At 66.2% G+C, this 26735-nt stretch carries 27 protein-coding genes and 1 pseudogene; 8 read left to right on the top strand and 20 right to left on the bottom strand.

From position 1 onward, the window contains the following. Nucleotides 1-19: 19 nt before the first annotated feature. The 3 genes from ACWDRB_RS61225 to ACWDRB_RS61215 all read right to left on the bottom strand — a co-directional run bounded on the left by ACWDRB_RS61225 (nt 20) and on the right by ACWDRB_RS61215 (nt 2740). Complete coding sequence (locus ACWDRB_RS61225) at nt 20-763, bottom strand: hypothetical protein (RefSeq protein ID WP_449910989.1); 744 nt, start codon at nt 761-763, stop codon at nt 20-22. Between the two features lie 66 nt (nt 764-829). Beyond that, nucleotides 830-2004, bottom strand: a protein-coding gene (locus ACWDRB_RS61220; protein WP_449910987.1) for an IS3 family transposase whose coding sequence is annotated in 2 segments (ribosomal slippage) — nt 830-1743 and nt 1743-2004 — 1176 coding nt in all. Because the reading frame shifts where the segments join, the coding sequence is not laid out codon by codon here. A 64-nt stretch (nt 2005-2068) separates the two neighbouring features. Continuing rightward, complete coding sequence (locus tag ACWDRB_RS61215; protein WP_449910985.1) at nt 2069-2740, bottom strand: helix-turn-helix domain-containing protein; 672 nt, start codon at nt 2738-2740, stop codon at nt 2069-2071. Between the two features lie 564 nt (nt 2741-3304). Between ACWDRB_RS61215 and ACWDRB_RS61210 the strand changes: the two genes are divergently transcribed. Continuing rightward, nucleotides 3305-3958, top strand: coding sequence for a GNAT family N-acetyltransferase (locus ACWDRB_RS61210; protein ID WP_449910983.1), 654 nt, complete (start codon nt 3305-3307; stop codon nt 3956-3958). Nucleotides 3959-4063: 105 nt separating this feature from the next. On the opposite strand, the gene ribD is transcribed toward ACWDRB_RS61210, so the two are convergent. Then, nucleotides 4064-4924 (bottom strand): bifunctional diaminohydroxyphosphoribosylaminopyrimidine deaminase/5-amino-6-(5-phosphoribosylamino)uracil reductase RibD, encoded by an 861-nt coding sequence (gene ribD, locus ACWDRB_RS61205; RefSeq protein ID WP_449910981.1) that lies wholly within the window; start codon nt 4922-4924, stop codon nt 4064-4066. Beyond that, a complete protein-coding gene (locus ACWDRB_RS61200) occupies nt 4924-6156 on the bottom strand; it encodes a helix-turn-helix domain-containing protein (protein WP_449910979.1) in 1233 nt (410 codons plus the stop codon). Before ACWDRB_RS61200 ends, ribD begins: the two co-directional genes overlap by 1 nt. Before the next feature lie 1010 nt (nt 6157-7166). Here ACWDRB_RS61200 and ACWDRB_RS61195 point away from each other — a divergent pair. The 6 genes and pseudogenes from ACWDRB_RS61195 to ACWDRB_RS61170 all read left to right on the top strand — a co-directional run bounded on the left by ACWDRB_RS61195 (nt 7167) and on the right by ACWDRB_RS61170 (nt 12025). Beyond that, entirely contained in the window at nt 7167-7985 is an 819-nt protein-coding gene (locus tag ACWDRB_RS61195) for an SAM-dependent methyltransferase (protein WP_449911022.1), read from the top strand. An 811-nt stretch (nt 7986-8796) separates the two neighbouring features. Then, nucleotides 8797-9441, top strand: coding sequence for a TetR/AcrR family transcriptional regulator (locus ACWDRB_RS61190; RefSeq protein WP_449910977.1), 645 nt, complete (start codon nt 8797-8799; stop codon nt 9439-9441). Nucleotides 9442-10139: 698 nt separating this feature from the next. Further along, entirely contained in the window at nt 10140-10592 is a 453-nt protein-coding gene (locus tag ACWDRB_RS61185) for a hypothetical protein (protein ID WP_449910975.1), read from the top strand. Between the two features lie 105 nt (nt 10593-10697). Continuing rightward, nucleotides 10698-11294 (top strand): hypothetical protein, encoded by a 597-nt coding sequence (locus ACWDRB_RS61180; RefSeq protein WP_449910973.1) that lies wholly within the window; start codon nt 10698-10700, stop codon nt 11292-11294. A gap of 46 nt (nt 11295-11340) precedes the next feature. Continuing rightward, nucleotides 11341-11598: pseudogene (locus ACWDRB_RS61175) on the top strand (phosphoadenosine phosphosulfate reductase domain-containing protein); the annotation flags it as partial. Nucleotides 11599-11725: 127 nt separating this feature from the next. Then, nucleotides 11726-12025 (top strand): hypothetical protein, encoded by a 300-nt coding sequence (locus ACWDRB_RS61170; protein WP_449910971.1) that lies wholly within the window; start codon nt 11726-11728, stop codon nt 12023-12025. 826 nt (nt 12026-12851) lie between these two features. On the opposite strand, the gene ACWDRB_RS61165 is transcribed toward ACWDRB_RS61170, so the two are convergent. The 5 genes from ACWDRB_RS61165 to ACWDRB_RS61145 all read right to left on the bottom strand — a co-directional run bounded on the left by ACWDRB_RS61165 (nt 12852) and on the right by ACWDRB_RS61145 (nt 15669). Continuing rightward, a complete protein-coding gene (locus tag ACWDRB_RS61165; protein ID WP_449910969.1) occupies nt 12852-13322 on the bottom strand; it encodes a hypothetical protein in 471 nt (156 codons plus the stop codon). Between the two features lie 228 nt (nt 13323-13550). Continuing rightward, nucleotides 13551-13949, bottom strand: coding sequence for a hypothetical protein (locus tag ACWDRB_RS61160; protein WP_449910967.1), 399 nt, complete (start codon nt 13947-13949; stop codon nt 13551-13553). A 174-nt stretch (nt 13950-14123) separates the two neighbouring features. Then, nucleotides 14124-14525, bottom strand: a complete 402-nt coding sequence (locus ACWDRB_RS61155) for a hypothetical protein (RefSeq protein WP_449910965.1) — start codon at nt 14523-14525, stop codon at nt 14124-14126. Nucleotides 14526-14701: 176 nt separating this feature from the next. Next, the gene (locus ACWDRB_RS61150; RefSeq protein WP_449910963.1) at nt 14702-15103 is read right to left on the bottom strand and encodes a hypothetical protein; all 402 of its coding nucleotides are present in this window, start codon (nt 15101-15103) and stop codon (nt 14702-14704) included. Nucleotides 15104-15282: 179 nt separating this feature from the next. Next, nucleotides 15283-15669 carry a hypothetical protein gene (locus tag ACWDRB_RS61145; protein WP_449910961.1) on the bottom strand — a complete coding sequence of 129 codons (387 nt, stop codon included), beginning with the start codon at nt 15667-15669 and terminating at the stop codon, nt 15283-15285. A 114-nt stretch (nt 15670-15783) separates the two neighbouring features. On the opposite strand from ACWDRB_RS61145, the gene ACWDRB_RS61140 reads away from it, so the two are divergent. Then, nucleotides 15784-16212, top strand: a complete 429-nt coding sequence (locus ACWDRB_RS61140; RefSeq protein ID WP_449910959.1) for a hypothetical protein — start codon at nt 15784-15786, stop codon at nt 16210-16212. Between the two features lie 221 nt (nt 16213-16433). Here ACWDRB_RS61140 and ACWDRB_RS61135 read toward each other — a convergent pair whose 3' ends face one another. The 10 genes from ACWDRB_RS61135 to ACWDRB_RS61090 all read right to left on the bottom strand — a co-directional run bounded on the left by ACWDRB_RS61135 (nt 16434) and on the right by ACWDRB_RS61090 (nt 26724). Then, nucleotides 16434-17036 (bottom strand): hypothetical protein, encoded by a 603-nt coding sequence (locus tag ACWDRB_RS61135; protein WP_449910958.1) that lies wholly within the window; start codon nt 17034-17036, stop codon nt 16434-16436. 702 nt (nt 17037-17738) lie between these two features. Continuing rightward, nucleotides 17739-18371 carry a hypothetical protein gene (locus ACWDRB_RS61130; protein ID WP_449910956.1) on the bottom strand — a complete coding sequence of 211 codons (633 nt, stop codon included), beginning with the start codon at nt 18369-18371 and terminating at the stop codon, nt 17739-17741. Between the two features lie 133 nt (nt 18372-18504). Further along, complete coding sequence (locus ACWDRB_RS61125) at nt 18505-19167, bottom strand: LmeA family phospholipid-binding protein (protein ID WP_449910954.1); 663 nt, start codon at nt 19165-19167, stop codon at nt 18505-18507. A gap of 54 nt (nt 19168-19221) precedes the next feature. Beyond that, on the bottom strand, nt 19222-20091 hold the full coding sequence (locus ACWDRB_RS61120) for a hypothetical protein (RefSeq protein WP_449910952.1): 870 nt from the start codon (nt 20089-20091) through the stop codon (nt 19222-19224). Next, nucleotides 20088-20429 (bottom strand): PadR family transcriptional regulator, encoded by a 342-nt coding sequence (locus ACWDRB_RS61115; protein WP_449910950.1) that lies wholly within the window; start codon nt 20427-20429, stop codon nt 20088-20090. Before ACWDRB_RS61115 ends, ACWDRB_RS61120 begins: the two co-directional genes overlap by 4 nt. Nucleotides 20430-20551: 122 nt before the next feature. Then, nucleotides 20552-21661 (bottom strand): TniQ family protein, encoded by a 1110-nt coding sequence (locus ACWDRB_RS61110; RefSeq protein WP_449910948.1) that lies wholly within the window; start codon nt 21659-21661, stop codon nt 20552-20554. Further along, on the bottom strand, nt 21661-22770 hold the full coding sequence (locus ACWDRB_RS61105) for a TniB family NTP-binding protein (RefSeq protein WP_449910946.1): 1110 nt from the start codon (nt 22768-22770) through the stop codon (nt 21661-21663). Before ACWDRB_RS61105 ends, ACWDRB_RS61110 begins: the two co-directional genes overlap by 1 nt. Further along, a complete protein-coding gene (locus tag ACWDRB_RS61100) occupies nt 22767-24854 on the bottom strand; it encodes a Mu transposase C-terminal domain-containing protein (protein WP_449910944.1) in 2088 nt (695 codons plus the stop codon). Before ACWDRB_RS61100 ends, ACWDRB_RS61105 begins: the two co-directional genes overlap by 4 nt. Next, entirely contained in the window at nt 24854-25618 is a 765-nt protein-coding gene (locus ACWDRB_RS61095) for a TnsA-like heteromeric transposase endonuclease subunit (RefSeq protein WP_449910942.1), read from the bottom strand. Before ACWDRB_RS61095 ends, ACWDRB_RS61100 begins: the two co-directional genes overlap by 1 nt. A gap of 161 nt (nt 25619-25779) precedes the next feature. Continuing rightward, a complete protein-coding gene (locus ACWDRB_RS61090) occupies nt 25780-26724 on the bottom strand; it encodes an ROK family protein (protein ID WP_449911020.1) in 945 nt (314 codons plus the stop codon). Nucleotides 26725-26735 lie beyond the last annotated feature (11 nt).

Here is a 26735-nt window from a genome sequence, read left to right as displayed (position 1 = left end):
CGGCTCCGCCATGTGAGCGCTACGCGAGGGCGAGGGCGTCGTGCCATTGCTGGCGGAATTCAGCGGCGACCGGAAGAGCCGTGTACGAGGCCAGCTGGTCGTTGAACCGCTCAACGTAGGTATGCACTCGCCGCGACTTCAGCTCGCCGGCCGTTGAGCACGCCAACTCCACGTCGTGCTTCCTGGGTCGGCGCGAGCCGACATGAACACTGGCTTGAATCAGTCGGCAAAACGTCCGTGACCGGCGATACGTGGCACTCGACTCGCTGAGGGCAAGACCAGTGTGGACAAGCGCCTCGTTTGTGTCCCGTAGAGCCGCGAAGCAGTGGCCGAACTCGTCATGGAATTCCGCCTCGTCGAAATAGGCGATCCAGTCGGGATCTTCTCCCTCGCGCCGCTGCGAGAATGCCCGCTCGGCCTCCCTCAAAGCGGCGAGGCAGTCACGCCGGTCACCGAGGCAGGCCAGCGCCCGGGCCTCCATCGCGTAGTACATCGCGAGCACGGTCGGCGTCGCTCTGCTGCCAGCGCCAAAACGGGCAGCTCGGGCTAGGTCGACCGCCTCCTGATACTCGCCAACGAAGGTGGCTTGGTGGGATGCCAGGGCGAGCACCTTGCCGCCCAGCGGCCGGTCGCCGGCGGCATGCGCGAGGTTGAGCGCCTGCAGGAAATATCGCCGGGCCATCCCGTGCATGGCCAGGTCGTACGCCATCGCACCAGTCTTGTACGTCAACTGGGCGGCCACCGCGAACAGGTCCTGGCCCACACGGTCGGTGTACGAGCCGTGCTGAGGGGCCACGGTGATTCCGGACAGCCGCCTTGCGGGCGTAGCCTATGCGGCCGTTGGGGTTGAAAGGGACTCGTTGAGAACTTCGAAGGGTGGCCGATAGCCCAGTGCCGAGTGCAGGCGCCGGTGGTTGTAGAACCCTTCGATGTAGCGGATGACCTGCCGTCTCGCCTTGGCTCGGGTGGTGAAGACGAAACGGTGCAGCCATTCGTTCTTGAGCGCGGAGAAGAACGATTCGGCCATCGCGTTGTCGTAGCAGACCCCGGTGCGGCCAACCGAGCGGCGGATCTGCAAGCTGGTCAGGAAGCGGCCGAACTCGTCGCTGGTGTAGTTCGAGCCGCGGTCGGTGTGGAACACGGCGCCGGGCTGGAGCAGGCCGGTATCGGCCGCCATCCGGATCGCGTCCTTGATCAGGCCGGTGCGGTAGTGATCGGCCATCGCCCAGCCCAGGACCGCCTTGCTGTGGCAATCGATGACGGTGGCCAGGTAGAGGAAGCCCTCCCAGGTGCGGATGTAGGTGATGTCGCCGACGAGCTTGATGCCCGGACGTTCGGCGGTGAAGTCGCGGCCGACCAGGTCGGGGATACCGCGGTAGTCGCCCTGGATGGTGGTGGCCGGCCGGAACGCCCGTATCTGGGCCGGGGTCAGGCCCTGCTCACGCATCAGGGCGCGCACCAACTCGGCCGAGCAGTGCTCACCGCGACGGGCCAAGGCGGCGTGCACCCGCCGGTGGCCATAGGTCTCGTGCGAGCCGGCGAAGACCTCGGCTATCAGAGCGGCCAGCAGCGCGCGGCGTTGCGCGGTGGCCGAGGCCGGCCGCTCGCGCCATTCGTAGAAGCCCGAGCGTGATACGCCCAGCCAGACACACATTCTGGCGATCGCATGGTGAGCCTTCTCCGCGTCGATGAGCTCGTACTTGGCGAGCGTCATCGAGTCTCTGCCGCGAAGAAGGCGGCCGCTTTTTTCAGGAAGATCAACTTCTCGCGCAGCTCGGCGTTCTCCCGCTCCAACTCCCGGATCCGGGCCCGCTCCGGCCCGGAGACCGGCTGCCGCTCGTCCTGAGCGCTCGCGATCCGATGCCGGTTCACCCAACTGCCCAGGGTGCTGGCGTTGATGTCGAACTCACGTGCCACCGACGCGACTGTCCGATCGCCCTCCAGCACCATGCGGATGGCTTCTTCCTTGAACTCCGGCGAGAACTGCCTGCGACGCCTCGTCACGTACCTACCTCTTCCAGACTTCTGTCAGCTTATGTAGCCGACTGTCCGGAATCTGGTGGGCCCCTCAGTGCAGCAACGACGCGACCTCACCCTGCAAGAACGCCACCGCCGCCTTGCGGGCGTGCCCGCCCCCGTAGCGATGATCAAGAGTTTCGAACCTTCTCACCGTCGCACGCACCGCTTCCACATCACCGGCAGTGACATGGCGGGTGTGTCTCGTCTGTCTTGCTGGTTCGGGCGGCAGAGCAACGAGCCAGCGGCCCATCGGCGCCATGAGCATCGACGCGGGCACCTCGTCGAACCGCAACCAATCCGCTTGGTCGAGGTCACACACCCACAACGTCTGGGCCGCGTCCAGCATGGCAGCTCGAGAGGGAAGGAAGTCCAGCCCTCCGCTGGCGCCGACAGACGCGCTGCTGCCCGGCGCAGCACTCGACACCAGGCCGTGCCCCGGTGCCACCCGGCCGATCCTGTCTTCTGACAGCGACGCTGACCGGCCCATGGCGGCCAGAAGCGATTTGAACCGGCGGTACGCATCTTCGTCCGCTTGACGCAGAGCGACGTCAAGCAGGGCTTCTGTATCGGGTTTCGGGTGGGTGAGCGCCCCCATACTTTCCCAATTGGAAACCGTGCGCTGAGATACGCCTACGAACAAGGCGAAGGCGCGCACGGGTAACCGCAATGCCTTGCGCAGCGCGGTTGCTTCCGCGCCCGTCCATTCCACGACCGTCGCCACACCCGAATAGAAGCACGTTTAGGCGCCCAACTGCAGGGACCTGCAACGCAACTGCAACACCGCTCCTCTCCACCGGCCGGAACAAGACCCGCATTATCGATGCACGCACCCCTCACCAGGTCAAACTCCGACGACGCTTCGGGACGCATCATGACTCCTGTCGAACAGCGCACCCTGCACGGTGTCGTATGCGGTTCCCTCCGGCTTGTCGGAGTGTCGGCCAGAGGGGCGATGGGCCTTCGCGCAGTTATGGACAACTACTGTCGTCGACACGGCCTGCTGTTGGCGGCGGTATGTACCGAACGCGTGAGCTCTGTATGCGGCCAGCAGTCAATCGCGTTCACCGCGCTGTTGGACGTCCTCGCCATTAGCGAGGTTGTGGGCGTGGTGCTGTCGTCGCCTGCGTATCTTGAGCCGCGGCAGCTCACGGCTAGGTGTGAACAGCAGATTCGCGTTGCAGGCGGCGGCGTCCTCTTCGTCTGCGGCCGAAACCAGGCCCCAGCCCTGTGGCACCCTGGAAAGTAACTGAGCTGGATCACACTGACCCCGAGGGGACGGTGAGCCGTGGGTGAGGACCTCGCTGGGCTGTGGCCGTTGTTCGGGCTGCGCGTACGAACCACGCGGCTGGAGCTCGCCGTCGCCGACACCCCGGACCTGCTCAGGCTGGCCCAAGCGTCCGGCGACATCCAACCCGCCGACGAGCCCCGCTACCAAAAGGCCTATCTGTACGAGCCGTCACCCGGCAGGGAGCGGCACCTGCTGCAGCGGCACTGGCGAGCCCTGGCCCACTGGCGACCGGAAAGCTGGGACCTGCATCTGGCCATCCGCGTGGGCGGCGTCGCGATCGGCGTGCAGAACATGTGGGCCAGCGACTTCGCGACCGTCCGCGTTGTGGAGACCGGTTCATGGATCACCCGCAGCCACCAAGGGCAGGGGTACGGGACAGAGTCCCGCACTGCCGTCCTCGAGCTCGCTTTCGCCCGCCTGGGCGCGCTGGAGGCGCACACCTCGTACGTGGACGGCAACCTCGCCTCCCAGGCCGTATCGCGCAAGCTCGGCTACACCTCCAACGGTCGACGTGCCTACGACCGCGACGGGGTTCGCACGGTCGAGCACTGCATGCTGCTGGAGGCCACGGCTTGGGAGCTGCGCCGCGCGCCGGGCTTGTCAGTAGAGGGTCTCACCCCCGCGTGCCTGGAGCTGTTCGGCGCGGCCTGACCCGGCCGCTGTCGGATGGATCTGGATGCGGCGGGCCGGCACCGACAGCTCGATCTGCCACTGGTCACCCTTCTAGCTTTCGCGGCTGCGGAGTCCGCAACCGGCTCACCGGTGGTGACGCCGTGTCTGGACCACCATGTAATCGCCTGCGCGTCGAACGGCAGCGATGGAGAAACCCGCAGGAGCGACTGGTTCGCCAGCAGCCGCGGACGGGGTACGGCCAGGCAGGTAGATCACGACCTCGTCCACCACGCCGCCAGCAACCCAGGGTGCGGCGAGTCGCTGGTCACCGACCATGAGCAGCGACCGGACACCGCTCGCATAGAGGGTCCTCAGCACGTGCTCCGGATCGCCCGCCGGCAGTTGTCCCGGAAGCATGAAGGTGTCACCGTGACCACCTGGCGTGCCTTCCTGCAGGCCCCCGTCCGGGTACAGGACGGCGTCGAAGCGCTGCAGGTCGGCTATCGGCATCGCGCGATGACCAGCCGCGTCCTGGACGTAGGCCCAGGTGACCGACGGGATGCCTCTGCCAAGGGCAGTCAGCCAGGAGCCCAGTACGAGTTCCGCCTCGCCGGCCAGCACGCCAGTCTCCACGTCGACCCCGGCCCGGCGGAGTTCTGCCACGCCGCCCTCGCCGCGCGACGTGGGGTCGATCAAGGCGACGACCACTCGCGCGATTCCGGCATCGATCAGCAGCCCGCGACATGCCGGAGCACGACCTGCGTGATTGCAGGGTTCCAAGGTCACCACAGCGGTTCCGCCGTACGACGCCGCGCCGGCTGCGGCCAAGGCATGGCCCTCGGCGTGTGCCTCGCCTTTGCGGCGGTGAAAGCCCTCGCCGATCATCTGACCGTCCGCGTCGAGGATCACACAGCCCACAGGTGGGTTGGGGCTTGTCGTGCCGAGCCCGAAGGCCGATATGGCGATTGCGCGACGCATCGCCGCGATCTCCACCGTGGATGCCATCAGACAGCGGATGTGGTGGTGAGGGCAGCCAAGAATTCGGCGACCGGGTCCAGGTGAGCGTGGCGCGAGAGCTTCGGCGCGACCGAGGTGACCATGGAAAGGATTCTGGTCGATCCGCTGTCCTGAGCAATAGCCAGGGCTTGGCCAGCAGCAAGGGCGGCAGCCTCGGGCTGACGCTTTGCGACGAGGGCGATCGACAACCCAGCGTGTGCCACGCCACGGTCCCGCTGATAAGTCGCGGGCAGATCGATGATCGCGGACTCGAACGCGTTCGCCGCCCGCCCGGGACGCCCCAGGGTGAGCCAGACTCGACCGCGCTGCATCTCCACGTAGGCGGGCGTGCAGAACGCGCCGTGGCCGGATCTCGCGTCTCCGGCATCGTCAGCTACTGCACACTCGTGCGCGCGGTCGATCATCGCGTGAGATCCGGCCCCGTCCCCGTCCAAGGCCAATCCATGGGCGTGCTGTTGAAGAATCGCAGCCAGCATGGGACCGGCGACGTTTCCCTGCTCTCGGCGAGCAGCTTCGGCCAGGCCGACGACCTGCGCGCCGTTGCCTTCGGATAGTGCCTGCTGGCTGCGTCTGAACAGCGTCCACGCGACCATGGGCCGATCACCGGCCTCCAGCGCCCATTCCATCGCATGTCCTGTCCAAAGGCGGCTGGCGGACAGGTCTCCGGCGTCTTCATACAACCATGCGGCGGATTCGGCGTACTTCGCGGCGAGGAGGAGGGCTTTGTCGCGCAGCGATGATCGTATGTGGCGAAGCAGCGCTGTCAGGATAGTGAGCTGCGTGCAGACCCCGCTAAGGGCGTAACGAGGGCCGAGTAAGTTATCGGTGCGCACCAGGATGTGCCACTGGTCCCCCAGATGGGCAAGCAGTTCCTCGGCATGTCCGGCAGGAAGGCGTTGAATTCGTCGCTCCACTATCGGGTCTACCGCCGGGATGGGCAGGGGCGGGGAACTGCCCACACGAAGTTTGTCGTAGAGCTCGGCTTTTTCGCCACCTGCGCGGCGCGGTACAGCCGTACGCTGCAGTACCAACTTCACCAGGTCGCCGTCTGCATCCAGTTCCGCGTCCAGGCGCTGGGCCAGTGGGATGGACGGGCGTTTGTGATTGTTGGCGATTTTGGACAGGTATCCGACGTTGTAGTGGGTGGCCTTGGCCAGCGTATGGAGTGAGACGTCGCGCTCGGCCATCAGCGCTCGCATCTTCTCACCGAAGGTCGTCATTTGCGCGCCCACGTCTCGGAACCGATGTTGCCCTCGTTTACCCCTGTTGCCTGTTGCCCAATGGGCAACAGGGCAACATCTACCACCGTAGCCCGATCTGGCGATTGCATGGAGTTCGAAGTAGGCAGATCACCGCCTTCCACGGTGATTTTCCTGCGCAAACTTAAGCGGCCCCGGCCCGGTGCACGAACACCGGGGGACCCGGGGCCTTGACCGGACGATGGAGGTCCGATCCATGCAGAAGCCTAGAGCCATCCGGATTCGGTGGCACGCGGATCATCCTCTGAAGCCGCTGAGGCGCACCAGGTATGGAAGCGCCCCCTACGCCCATAACGACGCGTCCCTCACCCACCGCCCCCATCACCGTTGGGAGCATCCAACCGTCGCGCAGGTGCGAGCCAGGAACGCTGCCCGGCGCCAGCTGCAGCTCGCTCGTCCGATGCGGCAGGTGGTCCCGGCGCGCCCGTCGGCGCGGCCCCTCCGAACCTCCATCTCCCCTTTGGGTGTTCCGGCCGTGAGCCGGTGCGGCTGCGCAGTGGACCAGACCCAGCGTCGCGCACCTTTTCATCACCGGACGGGTAACCGCCGCCACCGCAGCGGCACGCAGCCCATTGGATATCGGAGATCCGGCATGATGCGGAGTAGACCAGCCCCGGTTTCCGTAGCAGGGCCACACGCGTTGCCCCTGGTGGGCGCCGCGGCCGCCGCGCTCAGCACCTCAGCCGCATTGTCCGGCGCGCCAGCTTCCGGCGATAGCGGATCCCGCCTTCAGGGGCGGCCACGGACACCAGACGGGTCGTCTGTTGCTCTGGTGTACTGGTCGGTCGACCAGGAGAGCACGTGGTCAAACGTCGGCAAGAGAACGGCGGCGACCAGTGCGAAGTGAGCCGCGCTCGATTCTCGACCACACGCCCTCTTCGTCTCCGCTACCTGGCAACGGCGACGGCAATGTGGCGTCGACAGATGCTCGCCAGCAGGGCGAATCGACTGCGTCCAGTGCTTGGCCGGAGCTGGACACGCTGTCCAAGCGTCAGCATGATGGCCAGCCGCCGCCGGGGATTGACCCGAATGTGCCGAATGTGGCGCGTATGTACGACTACTACCTCGGAGGCAAGGACAACTTCGAGGCGGACCGGGTCGCGGCCGAGAAGGCGCGGCGGCTGAATCCTCACGCGGCGTTGTGCGCGCAGGCGAATCGGGCATTCCTGGGTCGCGCGGTGCGCTCAATCGCTAAGGATGGTGTGCGGCAGTTCCTCGACCTCGGTGCCGGGCTGCCCGCGATAGACAACGTGCACGAGGTAGCGCGGCGCGTTCACGCTGACGCGCGAACGGTGTACGTGGATTACGACACGGTCGTGCTTCAGCATGGGCGGGCGCTACTGGCGACCGATGACAGCACGATGATGCTCGACGGGGATCTACGCGACCCCGAACGGATCCTTGCGGACGCATCGGAGCATCTGGACTTCGATGAGCCCGTGTGCGTGCTGCTGGTGGCGAGCCTGCACTTCGTCACAGCCGCAGAGGATCCGTACAGGATCGTGAAACGGCTGATGCGGGACACCAGGCCAGGAAGCTGCCTGGTCATCTCACATGTGATCGAGACACCGGTGACGCTGCGCGCGGTGGAGGCCTACGACGGGGCGTCCGCGCCCGTCGTGTTGCGAACCGTCAACCAGGTCCGCCGATTCTTCACCGCGGCGGGCACGGACCTGCTGGAACCAGGGCTGGTGCGGGTGCCACTGTGGCGTCCCGACCCGGACGATTCACAGGCCCAGAGCGACGCCACGAAGGTGGATTTCGTAGGCGGGGTCGGGAGGAAGGCGTGACGGCGCAGGTGGAGCTGGACAGTCCAGCAGGGACCCTAGCGCGAGCGCTGGCGACGGAGCTGGGAAGGTACGGGATCAGGGCGCAGGTCAGCGAGTGCGAGGGAATCGCGCTGGTAGGAATCTGGACCGTCGGGTTGGTGGTCTGGTGCGAGTGTGGTCCGCACGGGTGGCGTTTCCGCTGGTGTCGGGATAATACGAGTGCGCGGTGGACGTATATCGTGTGTCCGTGCTCGGCGATGGAGACCGCCGTACAGCGACTCCTGCGCCTCTACAGCGAGCGGCACAAGCTGATACACGGGACCACTCCAGTCATCGGCGACGGCGATATGTCATGAGCGGCATGTCATGAGCGGCGCGGCCTGGATCGAGGCCGCCACGCTCGCCCCGCGTCTGGTCCAGGCCCGCCATGACCCCGCCGACGCCGACAAGCTCCTGCTGTCGACCGTGCCAGCCTGGGCAACAGCACCCCACAAGGCCGTGATCGGGCTGACCACCCCTGAACCTTGTTGCGGATCTATCAGGCCAAGTACGGCCGATCGAGCACCGAATCGAGCACCGACAGGCCCGCGCCGCGGCCGCCAAGGCCGGCCGCACCTGGCTCGAGTTCCGGATGAACCCCGCCTGACCAACCCCGGCCGTGGCCCCACAACCCCGCACATCCGGGTCACGGCACCCTCGCCCCGGCATCCCTCGGGCCCGGGCCGGGGCGAACAGGCCGTGGGGCTGCGCTGCCGGAGTCGCAGCCCCACGGCCCCGGAATGAACACGAGACCTGGGATACGCGCCCGGACGTATTGGAAGGGAATCGGATCATGGATGGTAAGCCGTATCGGGGATTGAGTCCCGAAGAAAGGCATCGGGAGCAAAGCGAACGGTTATTATGTGCCGGATTTGCGCTGATGGCCCGGGGCGGATACACGGCAGTAACAGCTGTACGAGTGACTGCGGAGGCTCACACGTCGATACGAGTCCTCTATAAGACCTTTGGGGGCAGCCATCAGCTTTCAGCAGCCGTGATTACACGCTGTAGGGAGGATGCGAAGCAGGCGGCCCTGAAACCACGCGGCACCATGGGTGAAAACACGGTGGCTGCCGTGAGCTGCGCCGTCGCCGGATTTGTCGAGTACGTCACGGGAACGCCAGGTGTTTTTCGGGTGCTGTATCGGGAGGCGCATCACGTCGCGGGGCGCGAGTCCTGGCGCAACCCGCTGGTAGCCGTGTTAGAGGAGCTCCTGAGCAGCGGTGTGGAAGAGTCGGGGAAGAGCCTGCGGCTGTTGGCGGCGGCGATCGGGGGAACAGTGGAAGCGCTGTTGAGGGAATGGTTCCGCACGGGCGAAGTATCCCCGCAAGAGATCATCAATACGGCGACGCACGTGTACGAGACGACCGTAGACCTGTATGCAAGGGCGTTTCCGGCCGAGCAGCCGGACGCCTGCAGGAGAGTGCCTCCGAGCTGAGGCGATCGCGGCCCCCGCGAGGGTGGTGGAAAAGCTGGTTGTGCTCCGTCGACCAGCCGCCGACGGAGCACAACCGCCACACACTCAGCAGCCTCGACCCGCCTCCGACGGCCTTCGCTGACCGCCACCCAACTGAACGGGGGCCCGGGACTCTACTGACGGGTAGCTACGCTAAGGACGGACCCCGGAAGGACCTGCCTTCGCTCCCATAAGCACGCGCCGACACCCCCATGTCGGTCGTTGACGTGGCGTCGCGCCTTGGCGGGCATGTCTCATTCCGGTCTTCAGCCTTCTCGAAGGTGCTCCCCGGCGACCCAGACCTACGGGGCTTACCCTCCTTTGCACCTCAAGGCCGTCGTCCTGGACGGTTGGTTCTGCCCGTCGCGAGCTGGTCCGCGGCAGCGCCCGTTTCCCGGCAGGCCGATCCTGCACCGCCGACGTCCCGGACCCGCAACCCGGGCCCTCACCCCTCTGCACGGGACCGCAGCCTCGATGAGATGGGTGCCGAGACGGGAAGATCTTTTGCTGGCGCAAAACATCTTCCCGTCTCGGCACCGCCCGGGTTTGCGGCCCCGGTCCTGGCGGTGCGGTCTCTGCCTTGCCGGGACGGGCCCGCCACCAGGCCAGCCCTCCGATCCCGGCCAGACCCGCTCATCCACTGGCGCCCAGCACGGGCGCCAGGCCACGGGGAGGCCCACATGGACATCCAGGTCAGCATCACCGGCAAGATCGCCTACGAGCCGCACTTTTTCCCGGCCACCCACGCCGCACCCGCCAAGTGGTCGGCCAAGCTGGAGGTCAACGGACCACCCACGCCCGGCCGTGACGGATCCCCCTACATTCCCACCCGGACCTTCGAGGTGGTCACCTACGGCGTGGCCGCGATCCGGGCGCACGAGTCCTACCGGCAGGGCCATGTGCTGGTCGTGCAGGGCGTCGATGCGTTCCCGCGCACCTATGACTCCAAGGACAAGGACGGCAAGAAGATCGTGCGAGCCGTCATCAAGATCACTGCCACCGCGATCGGGCTGTGCTCCCGCTACATCGTGGTGCAACAGGGCCATACGTCCTGGCCGCCGGCCGAAGCCGCGTCCCCCCGGATGGTGCAGGGCACCACGGCCAGTCAGACGCACGTCCCCGCGGCCGCGTAGCGAGCCGCCGATCCCGCGGAATCGCCCGCGTCCTGCAGCGCGCGTCCCCTGCAAGCGCGCAGCAGGACGCCGCCCTGTTCACTCGCATGAAGGAGCCATTCCCGCATGTCCGTCACTCTTGCGGAGATCCCCGACAATGCCGATCTCGAAGCGCCTGAGGACTACCGCCTGCTGCGGATCCCGATCAAGTACCTCGAACACTTCCCTGGCAACGTCCGTGAGAATCTCCGCCTGACCACCGAGTACTGCGCCTCTCTCAAAGAGGAACAGCAGGTCACCATCACGGTCATCCCCATCCCCGCAGATTACGAGCGCGCAGACAACGACAACCCCGAGGCCCTGTTCTGGGTGGTCAAAGGCAACAGGCGGCTTGGTGGTGCCCGCAAGGTCAAACTGGACAAGCTGCTGTGCCTGATTGACCTCACCAAGGCCGACAAGCAGGCCCTGCTCTACATTGACCAGGTTGTGGAGAACGATGAGGACTTTCGCGTCCCTCTGACGGTGTTCGAGAAGAACCGTGCGCTCACGTTGGCCATCGGTGCCGGCGCCAGCAAGACCGAGATTCGCAAGCGCACCGGCCGTAGCCGCAAGGAGATCGCGGACGCTCTCGCCGGGGGCGGCCTGTCGGAGGAGACTCGCCGGGTAGCCCAGGCGATGGACTACGCCTGGGGCACGGACGAGCTGGCGATGCTGGCCGAGTGATCAGAAAGAGTCACAAGCGCATACCTGGGTCACCGAAGCGGTCGAAGAGTTCTGGCAGCTGCTCGGTATCAAAGGCGACCGGCCCGTGCAGGTCCTGTACTGCCTGGGCCTACGCGGTGAAGAATCCGCCTCACGTGCCGCGCAACCCATCCTCGCGGTCAACGCCCGCCGCTCCAGCAGAAACCGTGTGATCACGCGCTGGCTGCCCATCCGGGATTGGACCATCAATCAGGTCTGGGACCAGATCAAGCGATCAGGGCTGCGGCCACACGCCGCCTACTCCTGGGGCATGTCCCGGCTCTCCTGCTCAATGTGTGTCCTGGGCTCCATGGACGACCTGCTGCTGGCCGCCACACTGCGCCCACAGTTGGCCGCCGACTACCGCCAGGCGGAGATCGAGCTCGGCCCATCGCTTCACCCACAAGCTGTCCATGGGCGAGATCCTCGCCGGTCTCCGTGCCGCCCGCCTGGAGGCCAGCGGCGATCCCACCGCCGCCGACGCCAAGGTGGACCTGTGGGAGATGGTCCGCGATCACATCGCCGCCACCCGCGCCCAGGCCGTGCTCGACAAGGACGTCAAACCGTGGACCGAGCAGCAGATCAACGACCGAGCCTCCGCCCACACCAGCAACATCCTGACCTCAGCCCACCGTGCGCTGACCCGGGTCGCGCAGATACCGCGCGAGGAACTCCGCCAGCTCCGTGCCGTTGATGGTGAAGGTGTTCGGTGACAGTCAGTCCCGGACTGCGTACACGCCCACAGCAACCACTTCGAGCCTCTGAAGCGAAGCCCCTAGCGTGATCTTTCTTATTCCCGGTCGAATTTGTGGAACCCCACGGTGATGAGCCCCCCCATTCGATCAAGGGCCGAAGACCTTCTTGGGAACCCCCTCGGGCCGGGCGCCGCACTGCGTGCCTTCGGCCCGCTGGACTCCCCGTAGACCGGCGACGGCGCGCGCCAGTCGCACTCATTCCGTCCGTCGGGGTGGAGGTCCAGATATTCCGCGCACAGGGCGCTCGCTGCGCTCGCGTCCCTGCGGGATCGGCCTGCGGCCGACCCCGTGCACGGGGGCTCACGCTGGCCCCAGAAGACTCCGCTGCGCTCCGCTTCTGGGGCCGGCGCTCGCCCTTCCCATGAGGCGCCGTACCGGACGACAGGTGGTCACGGGTGACCGGTTGGCCTCTTGTACGGGGTGGCTGGGGGCTCCGCCGCCCCCAGACCCCCGCGGGGCGGGCGTACTGGCCGCCTACCGGGCGCGCAACACTTCCAGGTGCAAGGCGGCCAGCACGCCGCACCTGCCGGTTCCGCGCGTCTCGGGTCGTCATCCTGCGCATCATCGAGGTCCTCGAGCTCGCCACGCTGATCCGCCGTCATCCGCTGATGCGCCGATCTTCTCGACAACGCCGCCTTGCCTTCGGACGGAGTGCCGGGAATGCGGAGCGAAAGGGCTGCACGGGCTACAATGAGGGCAGCTCCTTTCGGAGTGTTCAACCTGAGGACCGGCGAGGTTTCCGATTGAGAACCCCTCGGGGTTCCGCCTCGCCGGTCCTTTCATTTCACCAGTCGGGACAGTCGCATCCGGTTTCGTCGGGTTGGTCGGTGGACCAGCCGCATCGAATGCACCATCTGGTAGGACGGTAGTCCTGGTCAGGTTCGTGATCCTGGCCAGGCGTGCTCAACAGTCGTTCCGCTTGCGCCGATAGATCCTCGTACCGCGCCAGTGCGCCTCTGATACCGGCGATGCGGTGCGGATCAGGGCTGAGAGTGACGGCCAGTACGCACAGGTCGCGGGCAATCAGCCACTGGATGATGAGGTCATTGAGCAGCGCGGCGACGCGCGAGTCTAGGGGAAGGTCCTGCATCGCCACCCGGGCTCGCTCCATGGCCTGGGCTTGGGCGAGCCCGCCCGTGCCATCCGGCTCAGAGATCGGCGGGAGAGCGATCGGGATGGGGAGGAGGGTGAGCAGCTTGCCGGTGAGGGTGTAAGCGCCCAGCACCAATTCGGCCAGCTCTGGCAAGTCTTCCATGGGTGTTGCCTACCTTTCTGGAGTTGTCAACCTGCGCCGGTTCGGGGTTCCGACCCCCTTGCCGATGTCTCTATTATGCCATAAATCCTTGACGGATCGCAAGGATTTATGGGGATCTATCGGGCACTCGCCCATCAGCGTCTGTCTGCGAATCGTGGGAGATTCCGAGAGGGGAATCCCGTGCCGCCGCCCCGGGAAGTCTCCCGGGGCGGCGGCACAGGACATCGGTCAGAGCCGCCGCGTTGCCTCCGCAGTCAGGCGACTGACCTGCAGGAGACCCAGCCAGAGCACCTCAAGCCGGTAGGCGAACAGGTCCGGTTCGTGCTTCGCGAGCGCCATGTCGGCCATGCCGACCATGTCGAGCGCGCCCAGCCATACGACGACCGCCTTGTTCAGTAGGCCCCTTAGGGTGTCATCGATGGGAAGATCCATCAGTATGACCCGGGCCCTGACGAGGGCTTGGATAATGGCGACGATGTCGGGACGATAGTCCTCGTCCTCTTTCCAGAGGGCCGGGATCTCGATCGGGATGGGGAGAACCCCGAACAGCTTGCCGATGATGGCGTAGCTTTCGATAAGCTCATCAACCAATCCGCTGAGCCGTTCGTTGTACTCGTTCGCGTCCACTGTGTGGCGTTCCTCTCTGGAGTTGTCAACCTGCGCGGTTCGGGGTTCCGACCCCCTTGCCGATGTCTTTATTATGCCATAAGTCCTTACGATTCTTCAAGAATTTATGGCCGCTTGGAAATGCAAAGCGACTGGCCACCCCCGAACTTTCTCGGGAGTGGCCAGTCGCTTTGCTCAGTGATCCGTATCGAGGAGGCGCTCTAGGAGGTCGATCCTGGACCCCATCCGATGAGTGATGATGGCGAGCGCTTGGGTCAGATAATCCTTAGGAGGACCGGAATGGGCCCGATCGTACAACTCTCGCGCGGCGAGCCATTCCACCAGCAGAGCGTTGAATGTGGCCGCGATTAGGGCGTCCACGGGGAGATCCAGGAGTGCGATCCGCGCCCTCTCGGTGGCTTCCTCCAGGGCGGTCCCTTCCTTGTCGAGGATTCCCCGGCTTCCGTCGAGGGGGATGACGGGTGGAAGACTGATCGGAATAGGAAGCCGCTGGAGTAGCTTGCCGATCAGGGCGAAGCTGCCCTCAAGCAGCTCCCCCAGTTCGTCGAGGCGTGTCTGGTATTCCTCGTAATCCATGCGGTGTTCCTTTCTGGAGTTGTCAACCTGCTCGGTTCGGGGTTCCGACCCCCTTGCCGATGTCTTTATTATGCCATAAGTCCTTACGATTCTTCAAGGAATTGTTGCGGCATTTCGGCCCGAAAATGCAACGACTGGCCACCCCTGGATGGCTTGGGGTGGCCAGTCGTTTTATCTCAGTGACCCGGGTTGAGTTGGCGTTCGATGAACTCCATTAGGAAGGCCATTCGGCCTGATGCTAGGACGAGCGCGAGGAGTACGAACTCCTCCGGAGGGCCGAAGTCGGCCCGTAGGTACAACTCACGCGTCGCGAGCCATTCCACCAGCAAGGTGTGAAAGGGAGGCGTGATCGACAGATCCATGGGTAGATCCAGAAGCGCAATCCGCGCCCTTTCGACGGCTTCCGCCAGGGTAAGCCCTTCGCTGTTGAGGATTCCCTGACGTCCGCCGGGCGGGGTGACGGGGGGAAGGCCGATCGGAATAGGAAGCCGCTGGAGCAGCTTGCCGATTAGGGTGTAGTCGCTTTCCAGCGACTTCCCAAGTTCGTCGAGGCGTGCCTCGTATTCTTCGAGATCCACTTGGTGTTCCTTTCTGGAGTTGTCAACCTGCTCGGTTCGGGGTTCCGACCCCCTTGCCGATGTCTCTATTATGCCATAAATCCTTAAAGGATCGCAAGGATTTATGATGTTGACCTCAGGAAAGGCGACTGCCGCACCGGATTTCCCCGGGGCGGCAGTCGGTTTGTCGGGACTCGGGATCAGAGCTGGTCGTCGAGGTAGTCCTCGATCCGGTCCATTCGTTCACAGGCCAGTGCCGCCGAGAAGACCAGGTAATCCCGCTGGGGCCCGGAATGGGCCTGTGCCAGCAGTTCGCGCGTGCTGAGCCACTCGATCATCAATGTGTTGAGGGCGGCGGCGGTCACGTCATCCATGGGCAGGTCCAGGACTGCGCTGCGTGCCCGATCGACGACCTCGGCCAGGGCGGCCCCTTCGTCTTCGAGTAGCCCCCGATCGCCATCGGCCTTGATTGGGGGGACGCTGATCGGAAGAGGTAGCCGCATGCACAGCTTGCCGATGTGGACATAGATGTCCTCCAGCACGTTGCCCAGATCTTCGACGCGCTCCCGGAATTCTCCGTACTCCATTGCGATCCTTTCTGTGATCAACCTGCGCGGTTCGGGGTTCCGACCCCCTTGCCGATGTCTCTATTATGCCATAAATACTTGCTATCCTTCAAGGATTTATGGCATGCTGGACCCATGAAGAACACCGCGACCCGTCCCGACCCCGAGCTGGACGCCGCCGTCTCACGCATCGCCGAGGCCCTGGGCGTCACCGCCGCCGAGTTGGCCGACGTCGTCAACGAACTGACGACCGATGGCCGGGGCCGGTCTGCCGCCGAGATGCAGCTGCTCGCACTCGGCGAGGTGGTACGGCGGGACCCGGCCCGGCATGATCTCGTCGGCGCGGTCGAGGCCGGGGAGATCCTCGGAGTCTCCCGCACACGTGTCCACCAGCTCGCCGACCCCAAAACCGGGCACAAACTCTTCCCGCGCCACCGCTACCACCTTGCGGCCGGGAAGCTGTGGGCGCGGGCCGACATCATCGCCTTCGATAAGCTGTGGGACCGCCGCCGCACCGGCCGCCCGCCCAAGAACCCGGCCGCCGACGTGGCAACCACCGGCTGAAACCCAGCCTTACGCCCTGGAGGCGGCACCCCGCGCGGGGTGCCGCCTCCAGGGCGTATGCGTCCTTGCAGAGAAGACCTGGCCTGGCCACGCGCGCGAGGCGGGGTTCGCCTTTGGCGGGCATCGAGCCCGCCAAAGGCGATGCGCCGCTGCTACCCGTATGCGCGGCCCCTCTTGCCCGCATGGGGCCGGCGCTTCAACCACGGGCAGCCCGTTCGCCCTTACAGGCGAGGGTCGTTCAGCAGCGTGAACCCATCCGCTTCCGTGGCCGTCAGGCGGTCTACTGAGAATCTCCGGCCAGGCAGTTCGCTCGCGGCAATGCCAGCCTGCTGCGCGATCCGGGCGGCGGGAATCTGCAACGGCGCCGAGGCCGGATGTCGAGGGGTGACCAACTCCGCCTGATCGCCGATGGTCAAGATCACCTCAACCTCGTTGCCCGTCTCGGGTGCGAGATCCGGCCACCGGCCCCGGTCATCCCGCAGCCGACGACGCGCGGTCATGGTGGCCATGCCCGCATGCTCACCCAGGCTTTTCAAGGGAAAGCCGTCGCGGTGGCGCGCGCGGGCTGCTGTCATCAGCAGGCGTAGGCGGGTTTCCAGAGCAGCGTGCGCGTCGCGCACGGTGTGAAGAACTTCCGCCATGTCTGCCGCCGACTCCGGCAGGTGATCAATCGTTTCTCCGTTGCCAAGCTCGTGCAGTAGCCGCCCGAGGCCGCCGGAGTCGATCAGTGCGGCCAGCGCGCCGGACGGGTCATCCGATTCGGGTGAATAGGTAACGGTGACGCGTTGCTGATCATCGCTGCTCTGATTCTTCGTGATCTTCAAGGGAACGCCTCCAGCCGCGTACCAATCTGGTACGAGGCGGAGCGTACCAGATTGGTACACAGGTGCGAGCTATCCGTGATCCCGACCCGGCGCCCTGCCAACTGTACGCAGCTGGCGGGGCTGTTCGGCGTTGACGTCATTTCGCCGCACGGCGATAGGTGTGTACGGCCGCTGTCCGTCCGTCGCGGGTGACGGCCGCATATATCCCGTGCGCAGGGCGCTCGCTGCGCTCGCGTCCCTGCGGGATCGGCCTGCGGCCGACCCTGGGCACGGGCGCTCGCGCTGGCCCTCCGACTCCGCTGGCGCTCCGCTCCGGGCCGGCGCTCGCGCACCGCCGCGGTACCCCTCCCCCTCCTTCCCCGGTTCCTCGGGGGACGGTGCGGCTGCCGTCGCGCGGTCCGAAACCTCCCCATCGGCGGGGACCTGACAGATTTCGTGTCCGTTCCAGATGAAGTTGGCGGATGGGGCAGGGTCTGACCTGCGGCACGACACCTCGATCCGGACGGTTTCGAGGGAAGCCGTTCAGGTTTTCTTGTCAGTCGGGAGAGGAGGCCTGTGAGGGGGCAACCGTCCACAAATGATCTTTCAGCCATGAAAGATCAAGTGGCGGTGCTCAGTCTCGGTGCCTGCCTACGCAGGCGTCCTGGCAGCTTCACCAGCTATCGACCACAACTCGTGGCCGGCAGTGGTCCGGCGGAGTGGTCACTGATGACGCTGGTGATCGCCGTTCAGGGAGCGGCGGCAGGCCTCCATCAACTCCGGACGATTGCGAGCCAGCTCGCCCAGTGCGAACAGGATTACCGCCCCGAAAATAAGCACCACCGAAGTTCCAGAATAGACGGCGACGGCCGGGCAACTGCCTGTGAACCCGAGTCTGTCGACGACCAGCGAGGAAGCATGGAACGGGAGGAGTGGCGCAGCGGCGGCGACGGTCAAGCAGAGTGCCGCAAGCCAGGTGAGTCGTGCCGGGTTGCGCCCGAGAGACGGCTGCCCTTGGAGGAACGATCGAAAGAGCCGATACAGCAGGACGCCCGCCGCAAACGCGCAGATACCCATCAGAAGGTCATCGCCGTGTGCGGCGACCTGCTCGGCGACGGTGGAGTTCGCTGCCAGCAGCGTGCCATCCCCTATTTTGTACAAGGCGCCTGCCACTGAGATGTCCGAGCCGCTCGACACCTCGATAGGAAGCTTGTGGGGTATGTCCCGGCAATGCACGGCTACCACTCCGTGCGCCTGTCCAGCGCCTTTGATCGCAGACGCCAGCCCCCAGATCGCCGCAACGATCCCCGCCAGCAGCGAGAGGCTGGCGAACCATCCCACAAGCGCGCGACTCACGCGATCTCCCCGGCTATCGCATCCATCCCGTTACCCCGCGAACACGGCCTGAGGTCAGCTGCCATCGCTCAGTTGCCCGGCTCCGCCCGGGTGGAGGTCTTCGCCGCGGACGACAGGGCGAAGTGGTTCAGCCTCATCCACGAATAGGCACCTCAAGCGCTTCAGCGAAGAGCTCCAGTCCTTCCGGCAGGCTCCTGACCCCGGTCAGCTTCACATCGAAGGGCAGATTGAACGGGATCGGGTAGGAGATCAGTTGCGCGACCTGGTCCGGCACAGGCACGCCCTGAATTTTCTCGGCCTGGAGCTTGATCCTCCCGTCGGCGACTTCGACCCGCATCTCGGCGTTGAACTTCACCTTGTTCGCCCCGATCGTCACCTCCCCCGAGGCCGTGAGCCGCTGCCCGTTACCGCCGATCTTCACGCCGCTCGGAGCGTACTTGTCGATCGTCGCCCTGGACAGGGTGCCGCTCATGGTCACGCGACCGGCCTGGATATTGGCTTGGTTCTGCAGGACGTCGGCGAGGGGCGCCCTCACGTCGTACGCGACACCTCGCAGATTCTTGACCGGCACGCCGCTGTAGCTGAAGGTGCCGAGATCGAACCGCACCTCTGGATAGCGCCCCGACACGGCCTGCGTGAGAAACGGGATGCCCTCGATCGACACGCTCGGCGTGCCGGAGAGGTTGGGGACGGCGGCAATTCTGTTCGCCAGCTCGCGCTCGACGCTCGCCACGGCGACTCGGTCGATGATGAGGAGGACGACGAGCGCGATCAGGAAAACGATCACCTTGCGCACGAGGCACTCCGCATGCGCCGTCGGCCGCGGAAGGTCTTGACTGCCGTTCCAGCATCACTCATCCGTTAATGACTCTCTGCGCGAGCGACCTGGAGAACGGAAGGCGGCGACCAGAAACCCGGCCGACCCCAGCCCCAACAGCGCGACCCCCCATAACCCAACCATCATGAGCTGGGGGAACATCGCCAGCATGACCGGCGAGAGCACCACGACGCTCCTGCGCCCTACCGGAGACTGTGCGGCCACTCCGCAGACCACCGCACTCAGCCCGAGCGGGAGCAATTCGGGCGGCACTCCGGCCTCCCGCAGGGCGGCCCCCAACTGCCCCGTCACGACGGCCATCGCCAGAGCCGCCCCGGACCACGCCAGGATCCGCCCGCGGCCCACCAGCGACAGCCCTCGCCGCGGCTGCGCCACCCCGGTTAGTGCCGCTGCTACCAGCACAAAGGAGCCAACGATGCCGCCGAGTGCCACCCTCATATCCAAGGAGACGCCTGTGGCCGATAACATCGACATGGCGACCATGGCCGCGCTGAACAGGATCGCCCAGATCCACGCGACCGCCGCAGCAGGCCAGCGGCGATTGGTCCAGGCCAGGAAGACGGTCAGGATGCCCATCAGAAGCATCTCACCACTGCTGATGCCTAACTGAATCTGGTAGGCGAGCAACACTATGGGACCGACCGCCGCAACGACACGCATCGCGTCCCGCCAGCGCGCCATGGACTCCGGCCCGAACGCCCAGCGGACGCGGATCGCGGCACCCCCCTTGACGAGGTCGAGGACGTCACGCGACTCCGGACGACTCTGCCCGGGCCGCGCCGCCGCCAGCAGCACATTGAGCATCTCCTCCTCGTGCCGCTCTCGGTGCCCGTGCGGATACCAGCGGAGAAGGCGGCGGTAACGACGTTCCAGGTCGCTCACGCGACACCTCCGGCGGGGCGCGGGTGCAGCCGGGCGGCGGCGGTCCTGGCGTTGCGCCGCAGCCGTTCGACTTCGGCGGCCAGGCGGCCGCTGCCTTCGTCGGTGAGCCGGTAGTAGCGCCGCAACCGCCCGCCGACGATCTCCTCCCGGTCCTCCGCGATCAGCCCTTCGGACTTGAGCCGGTCTAGGGCGGCGTACAGGGTCCCGGCCCGCAACCGGACCTCACCCTCGGAGATCTGCTCAACGTCGACGATGATGCCGTAACCGTGCTGAGGCTCAGCGGCCAGCGCGGTCAAGATGAGGAACGAAGGCTCCTGTAAAGAGCGCAACTTAGACACAGGATCTTTATATACCGATAGTCGGCACATTGAACAGATCGAGAAGCCGACTCCTCAGCGAAGCGGTGTAGTGACGCCTCCATCCCAGCATCAGCCTGGAACGGCTCCACGCGGCTGGCCGTCTAGGGAACGGCTTTGAACCGGTCTGTGGTGCGTTGGCTTTGCCAGATCGCGCCGGCGAATTGTTCCATCGGGGTGCTCCACTCGCGAATGACGACGGGGTGGACTGTGCGATGGTGCAGGATCACCTGGCCGGGGCGCCGCTTGCGGGAGAACCACAAAACGGCCTTGTCGTGGCGTTCGCGGTTGGCCCGGGTGACAGTCGTGTCCAGGTGGCCAGGCCGGCGATGCCCCGGGGCGGCGGTGAACGTGGTCGGGGGCGGGCTGGGTGGCCGCCAGCAGTCTTGCTCGATCCAGTGAGCGATCGGGTCGCGTTCGCCGCGCGGCTGGTAGAAGGGGTCGCCAAGCCGCCAGCCGATCGCCGCGGTGAAGCGGCTGAGCTGCTTATCGTCTCCGGCGGCCAGGCGGCGCCAGGTCGGCGAGCCGATGAGGACCGCGATGCTGATCACCTCGGGATAGATGGCGGCAAACAGCCTGGACGCGCTGAAGGTCTCCTGCTCAGTGTTCTTCGGGATGAAGACGAACGAGCGGACGTTCCAGACAGCCTGGTTGAGAGCCATGCCGGGGTTGTCGTCGAGGTCCTGTTCCCAGAGATGGGCGCAGATCATGAAGGCGGTCAGGACGGCGTCGTAGGCGGCGGCCCAGCCGTGGCGGCGGACCAGGCGAAGGTGCCGTCGTTGGGCGGCGACGATCTCAGGGAAGATCTTCAGGTGTGGCCCGGGATGGTTGATGTCGGGCGGTCCGATCCAGTACTGGTGCCGGGTGCAGACGTAGCGGTGGTGCGGGAAGATCCGAAACACCGGGCCGCCGGGGTGGCGGGCGTCGCAGCGGGGGCAGCCGATCTGTGGGATGTGACGGAACGCTTCCCAGGTTGGTGGCGGGTCGCGGAGCTCGAGGAGCGCGCCGGCCAAGTGATGGGGCGGGTGGCCGGTGAGCGCGGACAGCTGGTGGATGTCGATGGTTCGCCGGGCCGGGCTGGGCGTGGGAATGCTGACCCGTTTCCAGAGTTCGTCGCCGTCCAGGCCGTGCAGCGCGGCCAGGCGAGCGAGGTAGGAGGCGACGGTTTCGTGCCGTGCCGGTGGGACCGCGATCGGCAGCGTGCGTGGCAGCATCAGCTCGCAGCGTCGGCGGCCGCGCGGACGGCGCGAGCGCGCGCGGGCAGGTGCGGCTGGGACGCGGCGCGCTCGGCGGCGTAGTCGACCGGGACGACGTCCAGGAGCTCCTGGGTGATGCGCTCGGTGCCGGTCTCGATGGCCAAGATAGCCGCCCCGCGCACCAGCTGGGACAGGCTGCCGATCATTCCGCCGCTGCGCCGGTAGAGGTGTTCGGCGAGAGCGACCAGGGCGCCGGCGGGCTGGTCGTGCAGGCGCAGCAGGCTCTCCAAGGTGGCGATCAGCGAGCGCCAGGTCTCGCGCTGCTCGGCGGTGCCGTAGGCGAACGGGGCGGCGGGGATGACGGTGAACCGTCCGGCGATCTGACGGCCCCGCACCCCTGCGAACAACCCTTGGGCTTCGACGTCGATGCCCGCGTAGACGAACGTGGCCGGCAGCCGTTCGGCGAAGTACTTCAACTGGTCCGACACCTCGGCGCCGGTGCGGGTGGCGATGCTGATGTTGTGGATCTCATCGACACAGACCAGCTCGACATGGGTGTGCGCGGCCGTGTGGCAGACCGCGTTGACGATGTCGGTGATGTTGGCGCGGTTGGGCAGTTCCAGCCCGAGGAAGCGGGCGAACTCGACCGCGACCATCCGGGCGGTCGCCGCCGGCGGCACGGTGACGTAGATGACCGGTAACCGGTGCCGGTCGCCGGCGTGGCGTTTGCGGATGTGACGTTCGTGCGTGCGGCCCAGCTGGGTCAGCGCGGTGGTCTTGCCGGTGCCGGACGCGCCGGAGATGATGACGCCGCGGCGAGCCGACACCTGCCGCCGGTTGAGCTGGACCAGCAGCCTGCTGGTGTTGATGACTTGCCGGATCGTCGGGGTGTTCACCAACGGCAAGTCGCCGTGGTAGTCGCGGCGAGCCTCGTCATAGGCGGCGCGTTCACGACGCGACAGCGCCAGCAGCTGGTCAGGGGCGAACAGCACCGGCGGGGTCGGCTGGTAGTCGACGAAGAGCCGCCATCCTTCCTTGGTGGTCAGCGGCGCATCAGGAGGAACCTCATCGTCGCTTCCGCCGGTGGCATCGGAAAGGGCCGGCCAGGGGTCGAAACCGCGCGTCATATCCACCTTTCCGCTTCCGCTTCCGCGTCGAAGATCCCCAGCGGGACCACCGTGCCGGTCAGCGCCTCGCCGGGCTCCTCAGCCGCCTCGGGCAGCTCGGGTGATTGCGTGCCGGCAGGCTCCAGCGCCGGAGGACGGTGGGCGGCCGCGCCGACGCGTGTGCGGGCCACGATGCGCGCCCCGGCACCGTCCAAGAGCCCATCTCCGTCGTCGGCCGGGCCGGCCTGAGCCCGAGTCAGCAATGCGTCCAGGACCCGGGCCACCACGGTCTCGCTGGTGTCGTCCAGCCCGGCCTCGGCGGCCAGGTGGCGGGCGTAGCGCCAGGTGAAATCCGCAAACGGCGCCGCGACCATCGGCAGGTGCGTCCACGGGGCGCTCACCCAGCCGTCCGGCGTGCGTACGAACACCTGCGACAGGTCGTAGGGGTCGTAGTGGATCTCCCACAAGCCGTTCTTGGCAGCCACCCCCGAGTGCTGCAACCGCCACGGGCCCAGCTCGGGGCAGTCGTAGGTGCGGTAGTCGATCTGGATCCCGTAGGCGTTGATCTTCTGCCACTTCACCGGCAGTAGCTCCAGATAGTCCTCACCCGACAGCACCAGCGGCAGGTAACCCGCCGCGGCGACCAGCGCGGCGTAGCGGTCGTTGGGCGACATCGCCCGTCGCGGTGAAAACGGATCGCGCAGTGCGTCGTGCGGGCGATGCTGCCAGCCGCAGATGAGCCACTCCTCCAGCAGATCCTGCAGCTGCGGGACGGTCCAGACCGCCTCCACAGCAGAGCCACGCAGGGTTGGGTTGGACCCGGTGTAACCCGCGACGTGCTGACAGAACAGCGAGTTGATCGACCCCAGCGTCGCCTCGACGATCGCTTTGTCGGTCGGCGTGCCCGGACGGCACGGCTGCACCGAGACGCCCAGCCGCTCACACGCCTGGACGAAGGTGTGCGAGACGTACACCTTGCCCTGGTCGATCACGATGGTGTCCGGCACGATTACTGGCCGGGCGGCCGCCATCTCCATCCGCGCATCGATGTCGACCAGGCGCTGATGCGGCAGCTGGGAGGAGGCCATCCGAAGCGCATTCGACCAGCCCGGCCGCATCGGCTCCGGCACCAGCATCCGGGCCAGCAACAGGGAGGCGTCGACCGCTTTGGTGCCCACCGGTCGCAGCACCGCCGCGCAGATGGTGCGCGTGGCGACGTCGACAGCGATCGTCAAATCCGCACGGACCGGCAGCCCGGTGTCGGCCAGCACCATCACATCGATCGGAGTCGAGTCGATCTGCACCTGCTCGCCCGGGCGGGCCGCCAGCGTCGGTGTGAACGCCCCGGCGGGCCGGTTAGCCGTCTGCCGCCGCGTCACCGCCGAGCCGAAGGTGTGCCGTCCGGTGGCCAACCGGTCGATCAGCTTGTAGAACGTGGTGCGGCCCGGCAACGGCACCACCCCGGGACCGTGGGTGTCCTCCACCGCCTTGACCACCCGGCGGATCAACCGCGACCGCGTCCCGGTCGAGGTGTGCGTCTCGGCGTCCAGCACCTCCTGGATCGCCGCGACCAGGCGGGCATCGGCTCGCCCGGTCGTCTCCCCGGCCCGGGTGGCTCGCTGATCCACCAACCCCCACAACCCCTGCTGCTGGTAGCGCGCCCGTATCCGTTCCACCGTCCGCGCGCTCACCCCCAGCTCGGCCGCTTTGGACTTGATGCGCTCAGCCAGCAAATGCGCCGCCGGGTCGTACTCAGGCCGTGGCTCCACCTCCGCCCCGGCCTCTGGCGGCAGCCCCGTCTCCACCTCCGCCCCGGCCTCTGGCGGCAGCCCCGTCTCCACCTCCACCACATGCCGCTGCCAGTGCTTGGCCGCGACGAGCACGTCCTCGGGCAGACCTTCCAACAGCCCAATCGGCTCGATCGACGGCAGCGGTGCACCCTCCACCAGACCGAACCCAGGCGATGCCATCAAGTACGACGCCAGCACCACCGACTCGGCGCCCTCGCTGGAGCGCAGCCGTACCGACGTACCGGCCAACGCCACGACCTGGTGCTCACCGCCGTCGAAATGCACCCAGTCGCCGGGCCGCAGCACCGCGCCCATCAGACCGCCCGCCCGGTCACCGACACCCGCGCCAGCGGATGCAACGGCACCGACAGATCGGTCACCAGCTCGTGCTGCCACAGCAGGTGAAACAGCACCGGCAGCACCGCGATCGGATCACCGACCGCCTCAGCTCCGGCCATCAGCTCCGCCGGCTCATCAAAGGCCGCCAACAGCGTGTCGGCGAGCTCATCTCGCGTATGCCGCGGATGCCGATAACCCGACAGCCACCGCATGTTCGCGGCCACCACCGCGTCTACCGCGCCAACGACGCGGTAGTCCCATCCCAGCCGCTCGCACGCCCGCTGGGTGGCCTCGAACTTCACCGCATCGCGCGGCTTGATCCGCTCCAGTGGCCGGCAGTCGACCACCATTGCCGAACCGTCTGTGCGTCGGGCGAAGTAGTCCGGCGCGTGAGAGCGGACCTTGCCCTCCTCCGTCGACCACGACAGCCAAAACGGCTGTGAGGAGATCCCGACCACCGTGGGGTCGAAGTCCAGCAGCATCAGGTGATCGCGTTCCAGCCAGGACTCATAACCCACGTGCCCGCCGACGGTCGCCGACCACCACAACCCCAAGAAGTTCCGCTGCCCCTTGTAGGAGGCAAACCCCCGCGCCGGCGATGCCATCTCGAACCGCACCGCACCCGCCTCATTCAGCGAGATGCGCCGCAACCCGCCGCCCTCAGCGACGTACCGGACCTCGAACTCCCCATCCTGCGGAGGCGCATCCATCCCGCCGGCCAGCGCGCGCAAAGCCGTCATGGCTGAGCATTCTGCCCCACCAAGATCGGAGCTGTTGAGCGACAGGTGAATGTCAGCACGCTGCGACGAGATCTGTCAGTAGCTGACCGTAACCGTAGCCGTGATTCGCGAAGCAACACCTCCGCGCGTAGGGCTTCGTGATAGATCAAGGCAATGGGCCTCTACGGCATTGCTGTCTTGCGAGGCAGGTTCTTGAGAACCAAGACAACCCCACCCAGCGCCGAGGATGCTCTATATTCATCGCGGGCCAGCGTCGCCAGGACTACCTCGAGCTTTTCAAGCGCAGCGGGGATGGCGGTGCGCGCGAGACTCTCTTTAAGAGGTGCGAGCAGGATGTCCCTGGCTCGGCTCAGGGCGCCGCCCACCACGATTGTGTCGGGACTATTCAGATTAACTATCGTACCCAGGCCAATCCCAAGGAACGAGCCGGAGTCGGCGATCAACCGTTGGCACAGTGGATCCCCTCCATTTGCCTTGGCGACCAGGTGGCCCAGGTTCCGTAGATCTGGCAGATACTTGCGTGCTCGGTTGACCAGGCTTGCTCCTCCCGCATACACCTCAAGACACCCACGCGCACCGCACCAGCAGAACGGTCCACGAAAATCTACCGTTATGTGACCAAATTCTCCCGCGGTCCCGGCGGCGCCCCTCACCAGTCGCCCGTCGTGCACATACCCCGCACCCACGCCGGTCCCGGCCTTGACGTAGACAAGATCATGGCTGCCTTGTCCCGCCCCGAAGACCGCCTCGCCGAGGCCTCCGAGGTTCGCCTCGTTACTCACCAGGACTGTCCCGTCCCGCGTCAGCGAAGCGAACTTGGACTCAATCTCCACCGTGCGCCATAGAGAAGTCAGTATTGCGCCGTCCCGGGTCACTGGCGCTGGAATGCCGATTGCCACACCGAGGACATCCTGCGGTTGGTGCTCGACCTTTGCCAGCAGGGTGGGCAAAACCACCTTGGCCGCTTGGTGGATGGCCTGCTCCGGAGGGATGTCGTCGTCGCCGCATCCCAGTTCTTCAGCCGTCTTGATATTGTGGCCGATCTCCTTATAGCCGGCGTCGCAGATAACCGTCGCGATATGTCGTCGGCCAATCTCGATACCCACGGCGACACCAA

This window comes from Nonomuraea sp. NPDC003707 (genome assembly GCF_053587055.1).
Note: the sequence above shows the minus strand (reverse complement) of the source record. Positions and strands in the feature narration are given on the sequence as shown.

Excerpts from the sequence above, each read along its gene's own strand:
- ribD (WP_449910981.1), bottom strand. The coding sequence starts at position 4,924 with ATGGCATCCACGGTGGAGATCGCGGCGATGCGTCGCGCAATCGCCATA.
- ACWDRB_RS61200 (WP_449910979.1), bottom strand. The coding sequence starts at position 6,156 with ATGACGACCTTCGGTGAGAAGATGCGAGCGCTGATGGCCGAGCGCGAC.
- ACWDRB_RS61190 (WP_449910977.1), top strand. The coding sequence starts at position 8,797 with ATGGATGGTAAGCCGTATCGGGGATTGAGTCCCGAAGAAAGGCATCGG.
- ACWDRB_RS61185 (WP_449910975.1), top strand. The coding sequence starts at position 10,140 with ATGGACATCCAGGTCAGCATCACCGGCAAGATCGCCTACGAGCCGCAC.
- ACWDRB_RS61180 (WP_449910973.1), top strand. The coding sequence starts at position 10,698 with ATGTCCGTCACTCTTGCGGAGATCCCCGACAATGCCGATCTCGAAGCG.
- ACWDRB_RS61170 (WP_449910971.1), top strand. The coding sequence starts at position 11,726 with ATGGGCGAGATCCTCGCCGGTCTCCGTGCCGCCCGCCTGGAGGCCAGC.
- ACWDRB_RS61165 (WP_449910969.1), bottom strand. The coding sequence starts at position 13,322 with ATGGAAGACTTGCCAGAGCTGGCCGAATTGGTGCTGGGCGCTTACACC.
- ACWDRB_RS61155 (WP_449910965.1), bottom strand. The coding sequence starts at position 14,525 with ATGGATTACGAGGAATACCAGACACGCCTCGACGAACTGGGGGAGCTG.
- ACWDRB_RS61145 (WP_449910961.1), bottom strand. The coding sequence starts at position 15,669 with ATGGAGTACGGAGAATTCCGGGAGCGCGTCGAAGATCTGGGCAACGTG.
- ACWDRB_RS61140 (WP_449910959.1), top strand. The coding sequence starts at position 15,784 with ATGAAGAACACCGCGACCCGTCCCGACCCCGAGCTGGACGCCGCCGTC.
- ACWDRB_RS61110 (WP_449910948.1), bottom strand. The coding sequence starts at position 21,661 with ATGCTGCCACGCACGCTGCCGATCGCGGTCCCACCGGCACGGCACGAA.
- ACWDRB_RS61105 (WP_449910946.1), bottom strand. The coding sequence starts at position 22,770 with ATGACGCGCGGTTTCGACCCCTGGCCGGCCCTTTCCGATGCCACCGGC.
- ACWDRB_RS61100 (WP_449910944.1), bottom strand. The coding sequence starts at position 24,854 with ATGGGCGCGGTGCTGCGGCCCGGCGACTGGGTGCATTTCGACGGCGGT.
- ACWDRB_RS61095 (WP_449910942.1), bottom strand. The coding sequence starts at position 25,618 with ATGACGGCTTTGCGCGCGCTGGCCGGCGGGATGGATGCGCCTCCGCAG.